An 18,622-nucleotide genomic window follows, 5' to 3' on the forward strand; every position below is an offset into this window, starting at 1 on the left:
TTTTTAGACAAGAGCACGGAGGCGACTGACGCCTGCGCAAGTGAATCGGTCAGATGTCGAACTCTTCAATCGCACGCTTGGCGTTGCTGCCCAGCTTGTCTTGAATCAGTTCACGGTGACGTGCATAGAACGCGGTGTTGAACACCAGATGGCTCTCGCCTAGCCAGGTTTCAACGTGTGTGTTTTGCCACTCCCAGAACAGAACATTGGTAACCGCGCTGTCCGCCTGGAATTTAACCGCGCCCATTGCCAGGTTGACAGTGCCATCCTGCGACTCAACACAAGACGCGATACGGAAGTTGCCGCCCCGGTGTGCCTTGGTCTGGCTTTCGAACAGGCGCAACGGCTCCTCTTTGGCCCTCAGTGCGGCTATGGCGTCACCGGCCACTTTCAGCATCGCCAGCGAAGCAGGCCCAGGCAATGCAGCAGCCGCGACGGCTGACCCCAGAATTTCGAGCCCGACCTCATCCATCGTGAAACGCTGCTGTGCGCCGCGATACCGTGCATAGTTCCAATGAGTGGAGAGCCAACCGATCTTGGCGAGTACTTCGTTGAATTTGTCGTACCACTGATCACCCTGGGTTTCAGGGCTGAACGCCTTGTTGGCGACCAGGGTCGCGAACAGGAAAGACTCCATGACGTCGTTCTTGTTTTGCCGCGAAACGCCCTCGGCAAAGGCGACCAGGCTGCTCGCGACAACCGCGCCTCCCTCGGCCTTGTCTTCGCCACTTTCATCCAGTCCCGGTGCGTCCGCTACATCGGCACCGAGAAATGCCATCATGCCTGCGGCGGCATAACCCTTTACCTGCGCAGCACAATCATCAGCCAGTTCACAGCCGGCGATGTAATCCAGAGTTTCGTTAGTGTTCATGAGGGTGTCCTGTTCCATTTCATTAGTCCGTTAATTCATGAGTCCGTATGGACCGAGGCGAGACTAGCGAATTCTTGGAACAGATGGGTTGGGTCACCGAGGCGGTTCAGGATGGTTTCGCTGATGGCACAAAGCGACACCTTACAAAGGGCTGGCAACAGCCACGCGCCTGAGGCTCCCGTAGATACAGGCCAAAGGAAAGTACCTAGGCGATACCGGGAAACGAACTACAGGGCGTGCAGTTTGATTGGTATTGAATTCAACGGGCGCGCGGGACAGAACGTCTCATCGCAGGCAGCATGTCACCGATAGCTTTAAGCGTTTTCCCACCTCCTTGCGGGAAAACGTTCGAGGACGACTACTTCATTTCTGAGGCTTTGCCCCGTACCAGCGTGGCGTGTAGACCCAGTGCCCGCCCTCGTTGCGAGGAAAGGTGCATGTCAGAGACGAACCAATCAGCACCATCGTTCGCATGTCCACCTGCTCCGGCGTCAACTCGCCCAGCGTGATGACGCGCAGGGTCTGCCCCGGCCGCCCCACATCACGGCCCAGCGTGACAGGCGTTTGCGGGGTGCGATGCTGACGGACGATCTCCAGCGCGCGCCCCAGTTGCCAAGGGCGTGAGCGGGATATCGGGTTGTAGAACGCCAGCGCCAGATCGGCCTGGCACGCCAAATCCAGACGTTTTTCGATGATCTCCCACGGCTTGAGGTTGTCCGACAGCGACAGCACGCAGAAGTCATGCCCCAGCGGCGCACCGGCCTGTGCGGCGGTGGCCAGCGACGCAGAAACGCCCGGCAGGATTTCCAGCTCGACGGCGTGCCACTGCGGATCATCGGACTCATGCAAGGCTTCGAGCACGGCGGAGGCCATCGCAAAGACGCCCGGATCGCCCGACGACACCACAACCACCGAACGCCCTTGCGCAGCCAGTTCGAAGGCGTGGCGGGCACGCATCATCTCTTCGCGGTTATCGGTGCAATGCAGCACCTGATCGGGCCGAAAAGGCCCGGCCATGCGCACATAGGTTTCATAACCCAGCACATCATTGGCCCGCGCCAGTTCGGTCTTGACCGCAGGCACCATCAGGTCCGCGGCGCCCGGCCCCAGACCAATCACGGCAAGACGCCCACGGCCGCGACCGATATGGCTTATGTCCAAAGGGTGCGCAGCGACGGTGATGGCAATACCTGCACCACTCACGGGCGGCAGCAATTGCGGCACGGCGCTCATCGCCATCTCACTGGCCGACCCTGCGGCGACAAAGCGCACCGGCACGTCCAGCGCTGCGGCTGCCCGATGCAGCAGGGCATCGGCCATGTGTTGCTCGCCTGCCAACAGGCAGGCTAACGATGGTGCGGCAATGCGCGCCTCACACAAGGCCTGACGAACCTGAGCGGCCAGTTCGGGCGAGCAGTCGTCCACCGCCACCAGCACGTTACGCGGGTAGATCAGCAGCTCGTTGGCCGACGGCGTACGCAAGGCATGGCCCACGTGAATCGCCAGCTCGGCCTGCGGGTCTTCGGGCAGTTGCGCCTGAGCCAGCCACGGCGCGTCGCCTTCGATGCGCACCTGCTCGCCGGACAGCAGATCGGAAACGAAGCGCTTGCCCAATTCCAGATCGCCGAGCGCATAGCCGCTGGGCGGATTAAGCAGACAGGTGCCAAAACGTAGCTCGCCACTGGTGGTGATCGCCGGGTTGACCGCCAGGCCTGCGGCAATCGTGCGGGCCATGACATTGACGCCACCCAGCCCGCCCAGCAACGGGACCACCGCGCTGCCGTCTTCGGCCACAGCCAGCACCGGCGGTTCGACGCCCTTCTCCAACAGCAGCGGTGCCAGGGTGCGAATCACGATGCCCGCCGCGCACAGGGCAATGATCGGGGTGTTCTGTTGATACAGCTGACGCACGGTGGTGCCGAATTCGGTGTAGGTGCTGTCAGCCCCCTGCACCCGCTCGGCCAGGCCGTGGATCACTGCGTCGGGATACAGACGCTGGATACGTCGTGCGGTCGCCAGGCTGCCATTGCCCAGGATGACGATGGCCGGAATGTTGTGCGCCATCAGCCCTGCCACCTGTCGCCGGGAACGATGATCAACGAGAAATAGGGCGAGGACATCGGATCGACCTCATCAAGCGGGACGATTTTCTGGTTGGACATGGTTGCCCGCTCGACGTAAAGCGCGCGTCCATGCATGCCCAATTCTGTCAGCACTTCACGCACCTTATGGAAGTTGCGGCCCAGCTTCATGATGACGGCGGCGTCAGCATCGGCCAGCTTGCGTTTCAGGTCGTCATGGGACAACACGCCAGACAGCACCGACAGGCTCTGATTGCGATACACCAACGGCGCGCCCAGCACAGAAGCGCCCCCCAGCATCGAGCAAACGCCCGGAATCACTTCTGCCTCGTAACGCTCCGCCAGGCGGTCGTGCAGGTACATGTAGGAGCCATAGAAGAAAGGGTCGCCTTCGCAGATCACCGCCACGTCGCGGCCGGCATCAAGGTGCGCGGCCACCTGCTCGCTCGACTGGTCGTAGAAGTCGCTGATGACTTTCTCGTAGGACAACGGCGCAGGCAGCGCTTCGGTGGTGACCGGGTAAACCAGTGGCATCAGGGTCTGCACATCCTGCAGGTGTGCTTCGATGATGCCGAACGCGTTGCCTTTCTTGCCCTTGGCCACGAAGTAGGCGACCACCGGCGACTCACGCAGCAGGCGCAATGCCTTGACGGTAATCAGCTCAGGGTCGCCGGGGCCGACGCCCAGGCCAATCAATCGACCGCGTGCCATCATTCGATCTCCGTAGCCAGTGCGTTGACGGCGGCAACAGCCATCGCGCTGCCGCCACGACGGCCCTGCATGATCACGAACGGCACGCCACGACTGTCAGCGGCGAGCATGGCCTTGGATTCGGCAGCCCCCACGAAGCCAACCGGGAAGCCGAGGATCAGCGCAGGCTTCGGCGCACCGGCATCCAGCATTTCCAGCAGATAGAACAGCGCGGTCGGCGCGTTGCCAATCACGACCACGCTGCCTTCCAGGTGCGGACGCCACAGCTCCAGCGCGACGGCGGAGCGGGTGTTGCCCAGTTCCAGCGCCATTTCGCGAACGCCTTCGTCATGCAGGGTGCAGATAATCTCGTTGTTAGCAGGCAAGCGCGTGCGGGTGATGCCTTCGGACACCATGCGCGCATCGCACAGAATCGGCGCACCGGCTGCCAGCGCATCGCGCCCGGCCTTACCGGCACCCGGCGAGAAGCGCAGGTCTTCGATGACTTCGACCATCCCGCAGGCGTGGATCACGCGCACAGCGAGTTTTTCCAGGTCGGCAGGGATCGTGTCCAGGCGCGCCTCAGCGCGAATGATCGAGAAGGAGTTGCGATAAATCTCCTGACCATCGCGGATGTAATCAATCATGCAGTGCTGCTCCGTGAGTCGGCGTTCAACAACGCACCGACTGCTTCAATAGTGAGGTCACGCGCGCGCAGCACACCGAAACCGGTGCGGGCTGCGTCGCGAAAATAAAGGTCATAGCGGCCGGGCGAGACGGCCAGCAGGGTCACGGGTGCCACATGCGCCGCCGCGCACGACCGTCGGCAACCGGTCAGGTGTACCGCCCGGCTTTCATGCAAGCAGGCTGCCAGCACACGGGCGTCGGTCTTGGTATCGGCCAGACCTTTGGCGCAACCGACAGCACCGGTACAGGCCACCATCTGCGCCAGTGGCTCCCCCTCTGAGCCGATCAGGCCCGCAGCCTGCAGCGCATCAAGCACCTTGTGCGCTCGCTCGACCGGCACGTTGGGCACCATCAGGCTTTGCCAAGGCGTCAGGCGCAAGGTGCCGTCGCCGTGCGCCAAGGCCAGTTGCGCAACCGCCGAGAGCATTCCTGCACTCAGACGTCCCAGCGGCACGACAGCACCGACAGCGACCAGGTCGGGGCCGGCCTGCGGATAAACCCCGATATGGCGATTGGGCTGGATGGCATGACGTCGCCAGTTCCTGATGCCGGGTTCAGCGCATAGGACGACGTTCAGTCGCGCTGAAAGCTGGCGCAGAATCTCGTCAGTCGACACCTCGGACAGCAGATGCCGCATGCGGGTGTGCTCCGGGCGGGCAAGGTCGAGAAACAACTCCAGCAACGTCACGACCAGCGCATGCCCATGAGCCAACGTCACCGCAGCCAGGGGCTTGTCGTGGGCCGGACAGCCTGCCAGGCCGAATGCCAGCATCACCTGACCGTCGAACTCCAAGGCCGAGAGCCATACATCATGGGGGTGTTCCAGCATCACCAGCGCTTCGCCAGCATCCAGCGATATCGCGAACTTGGGCGACAGCTCATGAAAGCGCGGATGGGTTTCCAGCGTCGCCAGGATCTGCGCTGCCAGCGGCCGGGCATCGAACAGGCTCTGCGCATCCAGTCCTGCCAACGGGCTGAGCATCAGGTTGCGCACGTCATCGCTGTCGGGATTTTCCGGACCCAGGCCTGCGTCCATCAGGACCTGAATCATCCCGTCGTGATCATCACCTACACCGCGAATCTGCAGATTGGCGCGGTTGGTGGCCTCGATCACGCCTTGGGCATACGTCTGCGCTGCATCAGCCACGGCCTGCGCCTGTGCGGCCAGCAACACCCCACCGGGCAGTTTGATCCGGCAGATACCGCCGTCCAGCGCCGGGACGATACGCAGCAACCCCGGACAGGCCGAGGGGCGTAGCGTTGCGCTGGATGTGCGAGCGAACTTCTGCTCGTTCAATGGATCACCTGGCAGGAACTGACTGGACTGGCTTTCACCGTACGTGGATTAGAGCACTTGTACCCCGTCGGGCGCGGTATTATGCCTGCTTTGTCCGCAGGCATGAAAAGGCGCTCTGTCGGAAGTTCGGATTGAGGGGTATGCATGTCGCCTTGGCTGACAGTGGTGGGAATCGGAGAAGACGGTTACAAAGGCTTGGGCAGGAACGCCCGGCACGCTCTGCTGCGCGCCGATCAGGTGTTTGGCGGGCCGCGTCAACTGGCCCTGCTACCGCCCTGCATCCGCGCCGAACGCCGCGCATGGCCAAGCCCTTTTTCGCTCAACCCGGTCCTTGAACAGCGCGGCGCAGAGGTTTGCGTGCTGGCCAGTGGTGATCCGATGCTGTTCGGCGTCGGAGCCAGCCTGAGTCGTATCGTCGCCCTCGAAGAAATGCATATCCTGCCTGCGCCCTCCTCCTACTCTCTGGCGGCGGCACGGCTGGGCTGGCCATTGCAGGAGGTGGTGATGCTTTCCGTGGTAGCCCGCCCCGTTGCCGCGTTGAACGCCCATATTCATCACGGCGTGCGCCTGCTGGTGCTGAGCAACGACGGCAGCAGCCCGGCGGTCATTGCCGGCCTGCTGCGCGAGCGGGGTTTCGGTCCGAGCCACATGACGGTGCTGGAACATCTGGGTGGCGACGCCGAGCGGCGGGTTGACGGCCTGGCCAGCGCATGGGGCAACCCGGACATCGCAGCGCTGAACCTGGTCGCCATAGACTGCCGCGCCGACGCCAACGCCACGCGCCTGACAACGCTCGCCGGCCTGCCGGACAGCGCGTTCGAACATGACGGCCAGCTCACCAAGCGTGACGTCAGAGCGATCACACTGGCCCGCCTGGCCCCGGTGCCGGGCGAGCTGCTATGGGACGTCGGCGCCGGTTGCGGCTCCATCGGCATCGAATGGATGCGCGCCCACCCGACCTGTCGCACGCTGGCCATCGAGGCTGACGAAGGGCGGCAGCAATTGATCGAATTCAATCGCGATGCGCTCGGCGTTCCAGGCCTGCAACTGGTGCGCGGCACCGCACCTCAGGCGCTGAGTGGCCTCGAGCGTCCGGACGCGATCTTCATCGGCGGCGGGGTGACGCGCACCGGCGTACTGGAAACCTGCTGGGAGCATCTGCGCCCGGGCGGCAGGCTGGTTGCCAATGCAGTCACGCTGCAAAGCGAAACGGCGCTGATGGCCTGGCGCGAGCGGCACGGCGGCGAGTTGACCCGCCTCCATGTGGCCCACGCCCAGCCGTTGGGCGAGTTCGATACGTGGCGTCAGGCCCTGCCCATCACGCTGCTGGATGTGGTCAAGCCCTGATGCGCGACGAAACCGCCGAACAACCCGCCCCGCTGCGCAGTGGCCTGACCACGGGCAGTTGCGCGACCGCGACCAGCCTTGCGGCGGCCCGACTGTTGCTCAGCGGGCAGGTGAGCGACGCGGTCGAGATTGTGCTGCCCAAGGGCAAGCAGGTGCAGATGCGTCTGGAGTTCTGCCGCTGCGTGGGCGACTACGCCGAAGCGGGCACCCTGAAGGACGCGGGGGACGATCCCGATGTCACCCACGGAGCGCTGGTCTTTGCCCGCGTCCGGCTGCAATCCTCGCCAGGCGTGCGCTTTGTGGCGGGTGCCGGGGTTGGCACCGTGACGCGCCCCGGTCTGGTGCTGGGCGTCGGCGAGCCCGCCATCAATCCTGTGCCGCGCCGCATGATGACCGAGCACTTGCTGAACCTGGCTGAATCGCTGGGCTATGACGGGGGGTTCGAGATCACCCTAGGCGTCGAAGGGGGCGAGGCACTGGCGCTCAAGACCATGAACCCGCGCCTGGGCATTCTCGGCGGCCTGTCAATTCTGGGTACCAGCGGCATTGTCCGGCCGTTTTCCTGCGCGGCGTATATCGCCTCGATTCATCAGGGTATCGATGTCGCCTTCACCAACGGTTATCTGCACATCGCTGCCTGCACCGGCAACGCCAGCGAAGACACCATGCGCCGGTTCTACAACATCCCGGACATCGCCCTGATCGAAATGGGCGATTTCGTGGGCGCGGTGCTCAAGCACTTGCGCAAAGTGCCGGTGCTTAAACTCAGCCTGTGCGGCGGCTTCGGCAAGATCAGCAAACTGGCCGCAGGGCACATGGACCTGCACAGCCGTCATTCCAGCATCGACCTGCCGCAACTGGCGCTATGGGCATCTGACGTGGGGGCCGACGCTACGCTGCAACAGCAGATACGCGAAGCCAACACCAGTCAGCAGGCACTGGCGATGAGCGCTGCGGTCGGCGTGCCATTGGGTGATGCCGTTTGCCAGCACGCGTTGAATTTCGCTCGCAGCGTGGTGCCCGCTAGCGTGCAGGTCGAGGTGTTCGCCATTGACCGTCAAGGCGGGATCGTCGGCCAGGCGGGCGTCACAGTCTCTGGAGAATAGGCATGAAACGCATTTTGTTGTTGGGTGGTATTACTGAGGCCTTGGCCATTGCCCGAACCTTGGGACCCGAGCACATTTACAGCCTGGCGGGCGTTGGACGGGTGCCGACCGACCTGACGTGTCGATTGAAAGTCGGCGGTTATGGCGGTGCCGAGGGCATGGCGCAGTACATACGAGAGCAGAACGTCGACCTGCTGCTGGACGCCACGCACCCCTACGCTGCGCAAATCAGCCACAACGCAGCCGTCGCCGCCAAGACTGCGGGCATTCCCTGCTGGGCCTTGCGCCGTAAAGCGTGGCAAGCCGGCCCTGGCGATGACTGGCGCGAAGTGGCCGATTGGTCAGCGCTTATCGCCGCGCTGGCACCGTTCAAGCGACCGTTCTTTACCCTCGGTCGCGAGCCGCTGCAACATGTGGACGACATCCCGGAGCACCAATTCTGGACCTTGCGCGCACTGGACAGCTACCCCGGCAACGAGCGGTGCGACATCATCGGCGCCCGCGGCCCTTTCCAACTGGAAGACGAACGCCAACTGTTCGAACAGCGCCGCATCGACGTGCTGATCAGCAAGAACAGCGGCAGCGATTCCACCGAACCCAAACTCGACATCGCCCGCGAACGTGGCTTGCCCGTGCTGATCCTGAAACGACCCGAACTGCCGGAGGCGGATCGGGTGTTTTGGCGTGTGGAAGAGGTGCTGGAGGCTTTGGAGCAGTAGCGCAGCGCCACGTCATTTGCCGTATTGATAGGGCTGATGCTCTCTTTCCAGTCATCTTTTTCCGAGCATCCTGCGTGAACGTTCTGAAGCGTTTACAACGCATTGTGTTTGCCAAGTCATTCACTAGCCTGAGTCTCCCTACCGGCTGATAAATGACCAGGCTGTATCCCACGGGATACTGTAAAGTGATGAATAGCTTTGAACAAACCTCCCTCTTTGCCAGGTGGCTGTCTGGTCTGAAAGACTCAAAAGGCAAGGCCAGAATTCTGGCTCGTATCAAAGCAGCCGAGCAGGATAATTTCGGCGATTGCGAAAGCGTCGGGCAAGGCGTTTGGAAATGCGCGTTCACTGCGGCCCCGGCTACAGGGTGTACATGACGCGTCGGGCGGGTCTGATTTATCTGCTCCTGATTGCAGGCGATAAATCCACCCAAAAGCGAGATATCAAACACGCCATACAACTGGCAAAAGACCTCTGTGAGAGGAGTCCATCATGAACCACGACACCACCCCTTTCGACACTGCTGAATATTTGAAGACGCCTGAAGACATGGCCAACTATCTGGACGCATGCCTTGAAGAAGATTCAGGTGACGGAGCCTTGGTACGCGCCGCTCTCAACGATATCGCTCGAGCCTATGGAATGACGCAGATTGCGCGTGATACCGGCTTGGGCCGTGAAAGCCTCTACAAGGCATTTGGAGCAACCGGTAATCCGGAGTTTACGACGGTCATGAAAGTGATGCGGGCCATTGGTCTCAAGCTACACGCCAGTACTCGCTGATCATCACCCTTGGCCCGCGACACACCACCACGCCCCGTCCTTTTTACTTATCCCCCTCATTCAGGCTAAATGGCCGGGCTGATCGCTCAAATAAGAACGGAACCTGCAATGTCTTCACGACGCACGACATCGGTCTGGATTGCCTGCTTTGCAGTGCTGTTCAGTCTGCTGGCCATGCCATTGTCTCCCAGCACGCCACACGTGGCCGGGGAGCAGGTGCTGTGGGGGACATTCTGTGGCGGCGGCACCAGGCTGATCGCTATTGATCTGGGCAGCGCGTCAAACGGCACGCCTGATGAGCAGCGGCATCAATCCACGATGCAGCATTGTCCGTGCTGTTCAGGCTCGGCAGTTGTTCTCCTCCCGCCGGGCTTCAGTCATGGCCTGGTGGCCCGCCTTGAGCCGGAGCGCTTCGCGCCTGCGATGTTCATGATCCACCCCTCGCCGCGCCTGCAGTGGCCGAGTGCCAACCCCCGCGCCTCTCCGCCGGTCTGATCACCCGTTTGCCCGTGCCTCGATGCACCTGAATGGATTGACCGGAGAGCCCCGATGCTCAAGAAAGCCCTTGTGCTGGCCGCGCTGTTGTTGCCTGCCTGTTTTGCACATGCTCACCAGTACACCGCTGGCCACATCATGATCGCCCACCCCTGGTCGATGGCGTTGCCGCCCAACGCGCCGACCGTCGCCGCCTATTTCGTGCTCGAAAACAAGGGCGATCACGCGGATCGCTTGCTTGGCGTCGACACCCCGATTGCAGGCCAGGCGCAACTGCATGAGCACATCCAGGCAGACGGTCTTATGAAGATGCAGCAGGTTCAGGCCGTGGACATTCCCGCCGGTGCCACCGTGACCTTCGCACCGATGGCCTGGCATGTGATGCTGCTGGACATCAAAGACCGTTCGAAGCTGCTCGTCGGACAACGCTTCCCGATGACGCTGCATTTCGAGCAAGCCGGAGATGTGCAGGTGCAGGTCGTGGTACAAAAGCAGGCACCCAAACACCAGCACTGAGCAGACTTGCAGATTGAGCGTTAGGCGCCGTACTCGCGAACAACCGGCCATCCCTGTTAAACACCGGGGCGCTTGGCTGAGCCTGTTCGCCATGTTGATGATCTTCGTCGGCCCATTGATTTCCCAGTCGATGCCGATGGATCAGCACGCCGGTGGATCAATGCCATCCTCAATGTCCGCACCGATGGACAGCGCATCGCACGAACACGCGCACCACGGCAGCGAACACGCCAAAACGGCCGACACCGGCATGAGCGATCATGCACTGTGGGCCAAATGTGGCTATTGCACCCTTCTGTTCAGTTGCCCCGCCCTGCCCCACGTGCCTGAGCTGCTTGCAGCCAACCCGCCCCGTCCTGCGGACTTCTTCACAGCGCTGACCCGACACGGTCATGCGCAGCGAGCGATTTTCCCCAATGCTCGAAGTCGCGCGCCGCCAACGCTTTTCACAGCCTAGAACCAGAAAAATTTCATGACCGCTCTCGGCCAAAGCTGCGTGCGAGTCGTGCTGTGTTATCCCTATTCGGGAGCGTTTACCGTGTCAAAACCCACTGTTTCTTTCTATAACCTGGCTTGGCGATGGCATTTCTACGCCGGATTGTTCGTTGCACCGTTCATGATCATGCTGTCGCTGACCGGGATCATTTACCTGTTCAAGCCGCAGCTCGACAATCTGATGTACAGCGATCTGCTGAGCGTGACGCCTGCCCATCACACGATCAGCGCCGATGAGCTTCAACAGCGCGTTTTGAGCGCTTATCCACAAGCCGCCATCAGTAAATTTTTTCCGCCTGTAAACGCCGAGGGCAGCGCCCAGTTCGTGATCCGTGAACAGGGCCGTGAAGTGAATGTCTTCGTCGACCCTTATCGCGGCGACATTCTGGGCACTCAGGACGCCAAGCAAAATCTGCAAGCGATTGCCCGCGCCCTGCACGGCGAGTTGATGATCGGCACTGTCGGGGACCGGCTGGTTGAGCTGGCGGCCGGCTGGGGCATCATGCTGGTGATTTCCGGGCTGTACCTTTGGTGGCCGCGCGGCTCCCGCGTCGCAGGTGTGCTTTGGCCACGCCTGACCACGCGCGGTCGTGTCTTGTGGAAGGATCTGCACGCGGTTACAGGTTTCTGGGGTTCGCTGATTCTATTGTTCATGCTGCTCAGCGGCATGACCTGGACCGGCATGTGGGGCAAGCAGTACGCAGCGGTGTGGAACACCTTCCCTGCCGCAATGTGGACGGACGTTCCCAAGTCCACGCAACTGGCTGGCGAACTCAACACCGCCAGCAGCCAGACCGTGCCGTGGGCGATGGAAAACACGCCGATGCCGCAATCCACCGGCGAGCATGCCGAGCACATGCATCAGCACGGTATGTCCGCAGGCCCGGCGGCGCCTAAGATCAGCCTGCAACAGGTGGTCGACATCGCAACCGCCAAAGGCGTCGAGCCCGGCTACAGCATTACCGCGCCCAAGACCGCCGAGGGTGTATTCACAGTGTCGGTGTTCGCCGACGACCCGCGCAACGACGCCACGCTGCATATTGATCAGTACACCGGCAAGGTGCTGGCGGACGTCGGCTGGCAGCACTACAGCCTGGTTTCGAAGGCAACCGAGATGGGCGTGATGCTGCATGAGGGCAAGTTTTTCGGCTGGATCAACCAACTGTTAATCTTCCTCGCCTGCCTGATGATCCTGCTCAGCGCGGTCAGCGGATTGGTAATCTGGTGGAAGCGTCGCCCCGCGGGAGGCCTGGGTGTGCCTGCGCTGCGCCATGACCTGCCCCGCTGGAAAACCGCGATGGTGATCATGTTCGGGATCGCGGTTGCGTTCCCGCTGGTTGGCGTTTCGCTGGTGGTGGTCTGGCTTTTTGACCGAATAGTTTTCTCCCGCTTTGCTAATTCTTCGGCAGCAGCTTAAATTGCACCCGACGAGGCCTGAAACCGGCGGGCGGTTTTGTGATGAATTCCTCACCTGACAGGATCAGGCCTCGTTCTTTCAAGATACAAAAAAGCCGCCCTCGGGCGGCTTTTCTCGTTCTGCGCACCTTGCGCACCAATACGGCACGCCGCCGCGCACCACCCCTCCTTCCCGGCTCCACTTCAGTGCATCCCGACCGTTGCGACACCCCCAAACGCCCGTTCTAAAGCCGTTTCTCAGGCTGGGCACAGCCTTTGCTTGGGAGCCTTTAAAGAGTCGTTCTGCCCAACCAAAAAAAACAGATCAATGGAGCCCGTCCAATGAAGCGTCGCAGTCTGATCAAAGCCTTCACCCTGTCCGCATCCATCGCAGCGATGGGCCTGTCGTGGACTGTCCAGGCTGCCGAAACCATCAAGGTCGGCATCCTGCATTCACTTTCCGGGACGATGGCCATTTCCGAGACGTCGCTTAAAGACATGGCGTTGATGACCATCGACGAGATCAACGCCAAGGGCGGCGTGAACGGCAAGATGCTGGAGCCGGTGGTTGTGGACCCGGCGTCCAACTGGCCGCTGTTCGCAGAAAAGGGCCGTCAGTTGCTGACCCAGGACAAGGTTGCCGTGGTATTCGGCTGCTGGACGTCGGTGTCGCGCAAATCGGTGCTGCCGGTGTTTGAAGAGCTCAACGGCCTGCTGTTCTACCCGGTGCAATACGAAGGCGAAGAGATGTCGCCAAACGTGTTCTACACCGGTGCAGCACCCAACCAGCAGGCTATCCCTGCGGTCGAGTACGTGATGAGCGAAGACGGCGGTGAAGCCAAGCGCTTCTTCCTGCTGGGCACCGACTACGTCTATCCGCGTACCACCAACAAGATTCTGCGTGCATTTCTGCATTCAAAAGGCGTGAAGGACAGCGACATCGAAGAGGTCTACACCCCCTTCGGTCACGCCGATTACCAAACCATCGTGGCGAACATCAAGAAATTCTCGGCGGGCGGCAAGACGGCGGTCATCTCCACCGTCAACGGCGACTCCAACGTGCCGTTCTACAAGGAGCTGGCCAACCAGGGCCTGAAAGCCACCGACGTACCGGTCGTGGCCTTCTCCGTCGGCGAAGAAGAACTGCGCGGCATCGACACCAAGCCGCTGGTCGGTCACCTCGCGGCCTGGAACTACTTCCAGTCGGTGGAGAATCCGGTCAACAAGAAGTTCGTCGCTGACTGGACCGCCTACGCCAAAAAGAAAAACCTGCCAGGCGCTGACAAGGCCGTGACCAACGACCCGATGGAAGCCACCTACGTGGGCATCCACATGTGGGCACAGGCTGTCGAGAAAGCCAAGTCCACCGACGTGGACAAGGTTCGTGAAGCGATGGCCGGGCAGACCTTCGCCGCGCCGTCCGGCTTCACCCTGACAATGGACAAGACCAACCACCACCTGCACAAACCGGTGATGATCGGTGAAGTCGAGGAAAACGGTCAGTTCAACGTGGTCTGGCAGACCAAAGAACCGATCCGCGCCCAGCCGTGGAGCCCGTATATCCCAGGCAACGACAAGAAGCCGGATCACGCGGTGAAGAGCAACTGATCACGGATGCTCGCTTCCACCGCCCAGTGGTAGCGAGCGTGCTCGCGAAGAAGCCAGTGCATCTTTTTAGAGAGGTGCAGCTCGATAGAACGCCTTCGCGAGCCCGCTCGCTCCCTCGGGGCCGTGGATTTGTCCAGACTTGTGCAGCAAGGCCATTGATATGCCCTCTTACTTTTACCGCCTGATCCTCGCCATCACCCTGTTGCTGCCTTTCGCGGCGCAGGCCAGTGATGCGGGCGATTTTGCAGCGGCCAACTCTTCGCAACAGGCAGAACTGCTTGAAGCCTGGGCGGCCAAACCCATGCCTGAGCGGGTCGAATTGCTTGAAGCGCTGCGCGATGGCCGGGTGGCTGCCGACAGCAGCAAGCGGGCCTGGATCGAGAACAACGATCAATACGTCGCCGTAGACCCCAACGCGTCACCCGCGGCCGACGCACCGACACCCGATGAACCGCGCAAACTGCGCCTGAACAACCGGCTGCGGGGTCTGGTCGAGACCGCGCTGGCCAGCCATCAATTACTGGCGGCCGACGTAAAGCTGCGCATGGCGGCGGCCTTGCAACTGCAGAAGAGCGCCCGCCCTGCGCAACTGGATCTGTTGAGCCAGCGTGTCGCGACCGAAACAGACTCAAGCGTAAAAGACGCGCTGACCCTGGCGCTGGCCAACCTGCAACTGGTCGACAGCAGCCCCAGCGTGCGCCTTGCCGCAGTGCGCCTGTTGGGCGAAACCGGTGACCCGCTGGCCCGCACCCGCCTTGAATCGCTGCTCTCGCCTGGGGTGGAAACCGATGCATCGGTGCGCATCGCTGCCGAAACCAGCCTGGCGCAAGTCAAACGCAAGCTGATGATCGGCGAGATCCTGGGGCAGGCATTCAGCGGCATGTCGCTGGGCTCGATTCTGCTGCTGGCCGCGCTGGGCCTGGCGATTACGTTCGGCCTGCTGGGTGTGATCAATATGGCCCACGGCGAAATGCTGATGCTGGGCGCTTACTCGACCTACGTTGTGCAGTTGATGTTCCAACGCTACGCACCGGGCGCTATCGAGTTCTACCCGCTGGTGGCGCTGCCGGTGGCGTTCTTCGTCACTGCGCTGATCGGCATGGCGCTGGAGCGCACGGTGATTCGCCATCTGTATGGGCGCCCGCTGGAAACCCTGCTCGCCACCTGGGGCATCAGCCTGATGCTGATTCAGGCCGTGCGCCTGGCCTTCGGCGCGCAGAACGTTGAAGTTGCCAACCCCGAATGGCTGTCTGGCGGCATTCAAGTGCTGCCCAATCTGGTGCTGCCTTACAACCGCATCGTCATCATCGCCTTCGCGCTGTTCGTGGTGGTGCTGACCTGGCTGCTGCTGAACAAGACCCGCTTGGGCTTGAACGTGCGCGCCGTGACCCAGAACCGCAACATGGCCGCCTGCTGCGGCGTGCCGACCGGGCGCATCGACATGATGGCCTTCGGGCTCGGCTCCGGGATCGCAGGCCTGGGCGGCGTCGCACTGAGCCAGATCGGCAACGTCGGCCCGGACCTGGGCCAGAGCTACATCATCGACTCGTTCCTGGTGGTGGTGCTCGGCGGCGTCGGGCAACTGGCAGGCAGTGTGATGGCGGCCTTCGGGCTGGGCATCGCCAACAAGATTCTCGAACCGCAAATCGGCGCCGTGCTGGGCAAGATCCTGATCCTGGCGCTGATCATTCTGTTTATCCAGAAACGTCCGCAAGGCCTCTTCGCATTGAAAGGACGGGTGATTGACTGATGAGCCAGCCATTGATGGTAACCGCTGCACAAAAGGTCGGCCCCAAGGGCACGCTGACGGTGGGCATTCTGGTACTGGCCGTTTTGCTGGCCCTGCCGCTGCTTTCGCTCCTGCCTGCCGACAACGGCCTGCAAGTGTCGGCCTACACCCTGACACTGGTGGGCAAGATTCTCTGCTATGCCATCGTCGCCCTGGCGCTTGATCTGGTCTGGGGCTATGCCGGGCTGCTGTCGCTGGGCCACGGCCTGTTTTTCGCGCTAGGCGGTTATGCGATGGGCATGTACCTGATGCGCGAAGCGGCGGGCGATGGTCTGCCTGCGTTCATGACCTTCCTGTCGTGGACCGAGCTGCCGTGGTACTGGGCGGGCACCGATAACTTCCTGTGGGCCATGTGCATGGTGGTATTGGCGCCAGGCTTGCTGGCGCTGGTGTTCGGCTTCTTCGCCTTTCGCTCACGGATCAAGGGCGTGTATTTCTCGATCATGACCCAGGCCCTGACCTTCGCCGGCATGTTGCTGTTCTTTCGTAACGAAACCGGTTTCGGCGGCAACAACGGTTTCACCAACTTCCGCAGCATTCTGGGCTTCAGCATCAGCTCACAGGGCACGCGAGCGACGCTGTTTCTGGCGACCGTGATCCTGTTGGTCGCTAGCCTGTACATCGGCTGGCGTCTGGCGCAGAGCAAGTTCGGCCGGGTGCTGACGGCCCTGCGCGATGCGGAAAACCGGCTGATGTTCTGCGGCTACGATCCACGCGGTTTCAAGCTGTTCGTCTGGGTCCTGAGTGCGGTCTTGTGCGGCCTGGCCGGAGCGCTGTATGTGCCGCAGGTCGGCATCATCAACCCGAGCGAGATGTCGCCGACCAACTCCATCGAGGCTGCGGTCTGGGTGGCCTTGGGCGGACGCGGCACGCTGATCGGCCCGCTTCTGGGTGCCGGTCTGGTCAATGGCATGAAAAGCTGGTTCACCGTGGCGTTCCCGGAATACTGGCTGTTCTTCCTCGGCGCGCTGTTCATCATCGTCACGCTCTACCTGCCCAAAGGCGTCATTGGCGTACTGAAGAAAAGGAGCGAGTCATGAAAACCACGCCAACGCCTTCTTTCATGCTGGAACCGGTGCTGGACCCCAATTCCGACGCAGGCACCAGCCGTGACGCGCTGGGGCTGGGCAAAAGCGCAGGCAAAGGACTGAATACGCGCCACGGCACCATCCTGACCCTGGAAGACATCAGCGTCAGCTTCGACGGCTTCAAGGCGCTCAATGACCTGAATCTGTACATCAGCGTCGGTGAGTTGCGCTGCATCATCGGCCCCAACGGCGCAGGCAAGACCACGCTGATGGACGTGATCACCGGCAAGACCCGGCCCAGTCATGGCAAGGCCTGGTTCGGCGAGACGCTGGACCTGACCCAGATGAGTGAAGTGCAGATCGCGCAGGCCGGGATCGGGCGCAAGTTTCAAAAGCCCACGGTGTTCGAAGCGCTGAGCGTGTTCGAAAACCTGGAACTGGCACAGAAGACCGATAAATCCGTGTGGGCCAGTCTGCGCGCCCGCTTGAATGGCGAGCAGCGCGACCGGATCAACGAGGTGCTGGAAACCATTCGCCTGACAGGCTCCGTGCAGCGCCCGGCAGGATTGCTGTCCCACGGTCAGAAGCAGTTTCTGGAAATTGGCATGCTGCTGGTCCAAGACCCGCAACTGCTGCTGCTCGACGAGCCGGTTGCAGGCATGACCGACGCGGAAACCGAGTTCACAGCCGAACTGTTCAAGACCTTGGCGGGTAAACATTCATTGATGGTGGTCGAGCACGACATGGGCTTCGTGGGCTCGATTGCCGACCACGTCACCGTATTGCACCAAGGCAGTGTACTGGCCGAAGGCTCGCTGAATGACGTGCAGGCCGATGAACGCGTGATCGAGGTGTACCTGGGCCGTTGATACATCCAGCCCGTAGGAGCGGACTTATCCGCGAAAAACAGGCACTGGGGTGTCACTGGCAAGCCGCTCATGACCAAAGATCAAGCTGTCACAAAGAGAACATGAACCATGCTGCAGGTCGAAAAGCTTCATCAATATTACGGCGGCAGCCACATTCTGCGTGGCCTGTCGTTCGACGTGAAGGTCGGTGAAGTCACCTGCCTGCTGGGCCGCAATGGAGTGGGCAAGACCACGCTGCTGCGCGTGCTGATGGGCCTGTTGCCGTCAAAGGAAGGCTCGGTGCAATGGGAAGGCAAAGCCATCACCGGCTTCAAACCGCATCAGCGCGTACATGCCGGTATTGCCTACGTGCCGCAGGGCCGGGAAATCTTCGGGCGTTTGACGGTCGAGGAAAATCTGCTGATGGGCCTGTCGCGCTTTCCCGGATCGGAGGCCAAGGAAGTGCCCGCCTTCATATACGAACTGTTCCCGGTGCTGCTGCAAATGAAGCATCGCCGTGGCGGCGACCTGTCAGGGGGCCAGCAGCAACAGTTGGCTATCGGCCGCGCATTGGCGAGCCGCCCACGCCTGCTGATTCTCGACGAGCCTACCGAGGGCATTCAGCCATCGGTGATCAAGGAGATCGGCGCAGTGATCAAAAAGCTCGCCGAACGTGGCGACATGGCGATTCTGCTGGTGGAGCAGTTCTATGATTTCGCAGCCGAGCTCGCGGACCAGTATCTGGTGATGTCACGCGGAGAAATCGTCCAGCAGGGCCGTGGCGAGAACATGGAAACCGAAGGCGTTCGCGGCCTGGTGACTATTTGATGCGCCAATCCGTTATCGTGCAGCCCTCGACACAGAATT

General features: G+C 61.6%; 18 protein-coding genes and 1 pseudogene. 14 read left to right on the forward strand and 5 right to left on the reverse strand.

Features of this window, described 5'->3' with window-relative positions; all coding sequences use genetic code 11:
• Positions 1 to 49: 49 nt before the first annotated feature.
• From ALP40_RS23360 to cobG, 5 genes are all read right to left on the reverse strand, one after another.
• The gene (locus ALP40_RS23360; protein ID WP_122210517.1) at positions 50 to 889 is read right to left on the reverse strand and encodes a hypothetical protein; all 840 of its coding nucleotides are present in this window, start codon (positions 887 to 889) and stop codon (positions 50 to 52) included.
• A 345-nt stretch (positions 890 to 1,234) separates the two neighbouring features.
• Complete coding sequence (cobJ, locus tag ALP40_RS23365) at positions 1,235 to 2,935, reverse strand: precorrin-3B C(17)-methyltransferase (protein WP_122210518.1); 1,701 nt, start codon at positions 2,933 to 2,935, stop codon at positions 1,235 to 1,237.
• Positions 2,935 to 3,666 (reverse strand): precorrin-2 C(20)-methyltransferase, encoded by a 732-nt coding sequence (locus ALP40_RS23370; protein ID WP_122210519.1) that lies wholly within the window; start codon positions 3,664 to 3,666, stop codon positions 2,935 to 2,937. Before ALP40_RS23370 ends, cobJ begins: the two co-directional genes overlap by 1 nt.
• Positions 3,663 to 4,289, reverse strand: coding sequence for a precorrin-8X methylmutase (locus ALP40_RS23375; RefSeq protein WP_004885801.1), 627 nt, complete (start codon positions 4,287 to 4,289; stop codon positions 3,663 to 3,665). The genes ALP40_RS23370 and ALP40_RS23375 overlap by 4 nt, the downstream gene beginning before the upstream one ends.
• On the reverse strand, positions 4,286 to 5,626 hold the full coding sequence (cobG, locus tag ALP40_RS23380; RefSeq protein ID WP_122210520.1) for a precorrin-3B synthase: 1,341 nt from the start codon (positions 5,624 to 5,626) through the stop codon (positions 4,286 to 4,288). Before cobG ends, ALP40_RS23375 begins: the two co-directional genes overlap by 4 nt.
• Before the next feature lie 144 nt (positions 5,627 to 5,770).
• Between cobG and cbiE the strand changes: the two genes are divergently transcribed.
• The 14 genes and pseudogenes from cbiE (at position 5,771) to urtE (ending at position 18,583) form a co-directional block, all read left to right on the forward strand.
• Positions 5,771 to 6,973 carry a precorrin-6y C5,15-methyltransferase (decarboxylating) subunit CbiE gene (cbiE, locus tag ALP40_RS23385; RefSeq protein WP_122210521.1) on the forward strand — a complete coding sequence of 401 codons (1,203 nt, stop codon included), beginning with the start codon at positions 5,771 to 5,773 and terminating at the stop codon, positions 6,971 to 6,973.
• Positions 6,973 to 8,079 (forward strand): cobalt-precorrin-5B (C(1))-methyltransferase, encoded by a 1,107-nt coding sequence (locus ALP40_RS23390; protein WP_122210522.1) that lies wholly within the window; start codon positions 6,973 to 6,975, stop codon positions 8,077 to 8,079. The genes cbiE and ALP40_RS23390 overlap by 1 nt, the downstream gene beginning before the upstream one ends.
• 2 nt (positions 8,080 to 8,081) lie before the next feature.
• Entirely contained in the window at positions 8,082 to 8,798 is a 717-nt protein-coding gene (locus ALP40_RS23395) for a cobalt-precorrin-6A reductase (RefSeq protein WP_122210523.1), read from the forward strand.
• 188 nt (positions 8,799 to 8,986) lie between these two features.
• Positions 8,987 to 9,294 (forward strand): annotated as a pseudogene (locus ALP40_RS23400) (type II toxin-antitoxin system RelE/ParE family toxin).
• Positions 9,291 to 9,581 (forward strand): addiction module antidote protein, encoded by a 291-nt coding sequence (locus tag ALP40_RS23405; protein WP_122210524.1) that lies wholly within the window; start codon positions 9,291 to 9,293, stop codon positions 9,579 to 9,581. The pseudogene ALP40_RS23400 and the gene ALP40_RS23405 overlap by 4 nt, the downstream one beginning before the upstream one ends.
• Before the next feature lie 108 nt (positions 9,582 to 9,689).
• Positions 9,690 to 10,076, forward strand: a complete 387-nt coding sequence (locus ALP40_RS23410; RefSeq protein WP_122210525.1) for a DUF2946 domain-containing protein — start codon at positions 9,690 to 9,692, stop codon at positions 10,074 to 10,076.
• Positions 10,077 to 10,130: 54 nt separating this feature from the next.
• Positions 10,131 to 10,592 carry a copper chaperone PCu(A)C gene (locus ALP40_RS23415; protein ID WP_122210526.1) on the forward strand — a complete coding sequence of 154 codons (462 nt, stop codon included), beginning with the start codon at positions 10,131 to 10,133 and terminating at the stop codon, positions 10,590 to 10,592.
• A gap of 49 nt (positions 10,593 to 10,641) precedes the next feature.
• Entirely contained in the window at positions 10,642 to 11,049 is a 408-nt protein-coding gene (locus ALP40_RS23420; RefSeq protein ID WP_259640748.1) for a DUF2946 domain-containing protein, read from the forward strand.
• Positions 11,050 to 11,130: 81 nt separating this feature from the next.
• On the forward strand, positions 11,131 to 12,504 hold the full coding sequence (locus tag ALP40_RS23425; RefSeq protein WP_122210528.1) for a PepSY domain-containing protein: 1,374 nt from the start codon (positions 11,131 to 11,133) through the stop codon (positions 12,502 to 12,504).
• Between the two features lie 320 nt (positions 12,505 to 12,824).
• On the forward strand, positions 12,825 to 14,090 hold the full coding sequence (urtA, locus tag ALP40_RS23430) for an urea ABC transporter substrate-binding protein (protein ID WP_024688750.1): 1,266 nt from the start codon (positions 12,825 to 12,827) through the stop codon (positions 14,088 to 14,090).
• Between the two features lie 160 nt (positions 14,091 to 14,250).
• On the forward strand, positions 14,251 to 15,840 hold the full coding sequence (gene urtB / locus ALP40_RS23435) for an urea ABC transporter permease subunit UrtB (protein ID WP_122210529.1): 1,590 nt from the start codon (positions 14,251 to 14,253) through the stop codon (positions 15,838 to 15,840).
• Positions 15,840 to 16,919, forward strand: coding sequence for an urea ABC transporter permease subunit UrtC (urtC, locus tag ALP40_RS23440; RefSeq protein ID WP_122210530.1), 1,080 nt, complete (start codon positions 15,840 to 15,842; stop codon positions 16,917 to 16,919). The genes urtB and urtC overlap by 1 nt, the downstream gene beginning before the upstream one ends.
• Positions 16,916 to 17,776 carry an urea ABC transporter ATP-binding protein UrtD gene (gene urtD / locus ALP40_RS23445; protein ID WP_122210531.1) on the forward strand — a complete coding sequence of 287 codons (861 nt, stop codon included), beginning with the start codon at positions 16,916 to 16,918 and terminating at the stop codon, positions 17,774 to 17,776. Before urtC ends, urtD begins: the two co-directional genes overlap by 4 nt.
• Positions 17,777 to 17,884: 108 nt before the next feature.
• Positions 17,885 to 18,583: an urea ABC transporter ATP-binding subunit UrtE gene (gene urtE, locus ALP40_RS23450; RefSeq protein ID WP_099229555.1), complete on the forward strand. Its 699-nt coding sequence runs from the start codon at positions 17,885 to 17,887 to the stop codon at positions 18,581 to 18,583.
• Positions 18,584 to 18,622: the final 39 nt, after the last annotated feature.

The sequence above is a fragment of the Pseudomonas viridiflava genome, assembly GCF_003702045.1.
GTDB lineage: Bacteria > Pseudomonadota > Gammaproteobacteria > Pseudomonadales > Pseudomonadaceae > Aquipseudomonas > Aquipseudomonas viridiflava_C.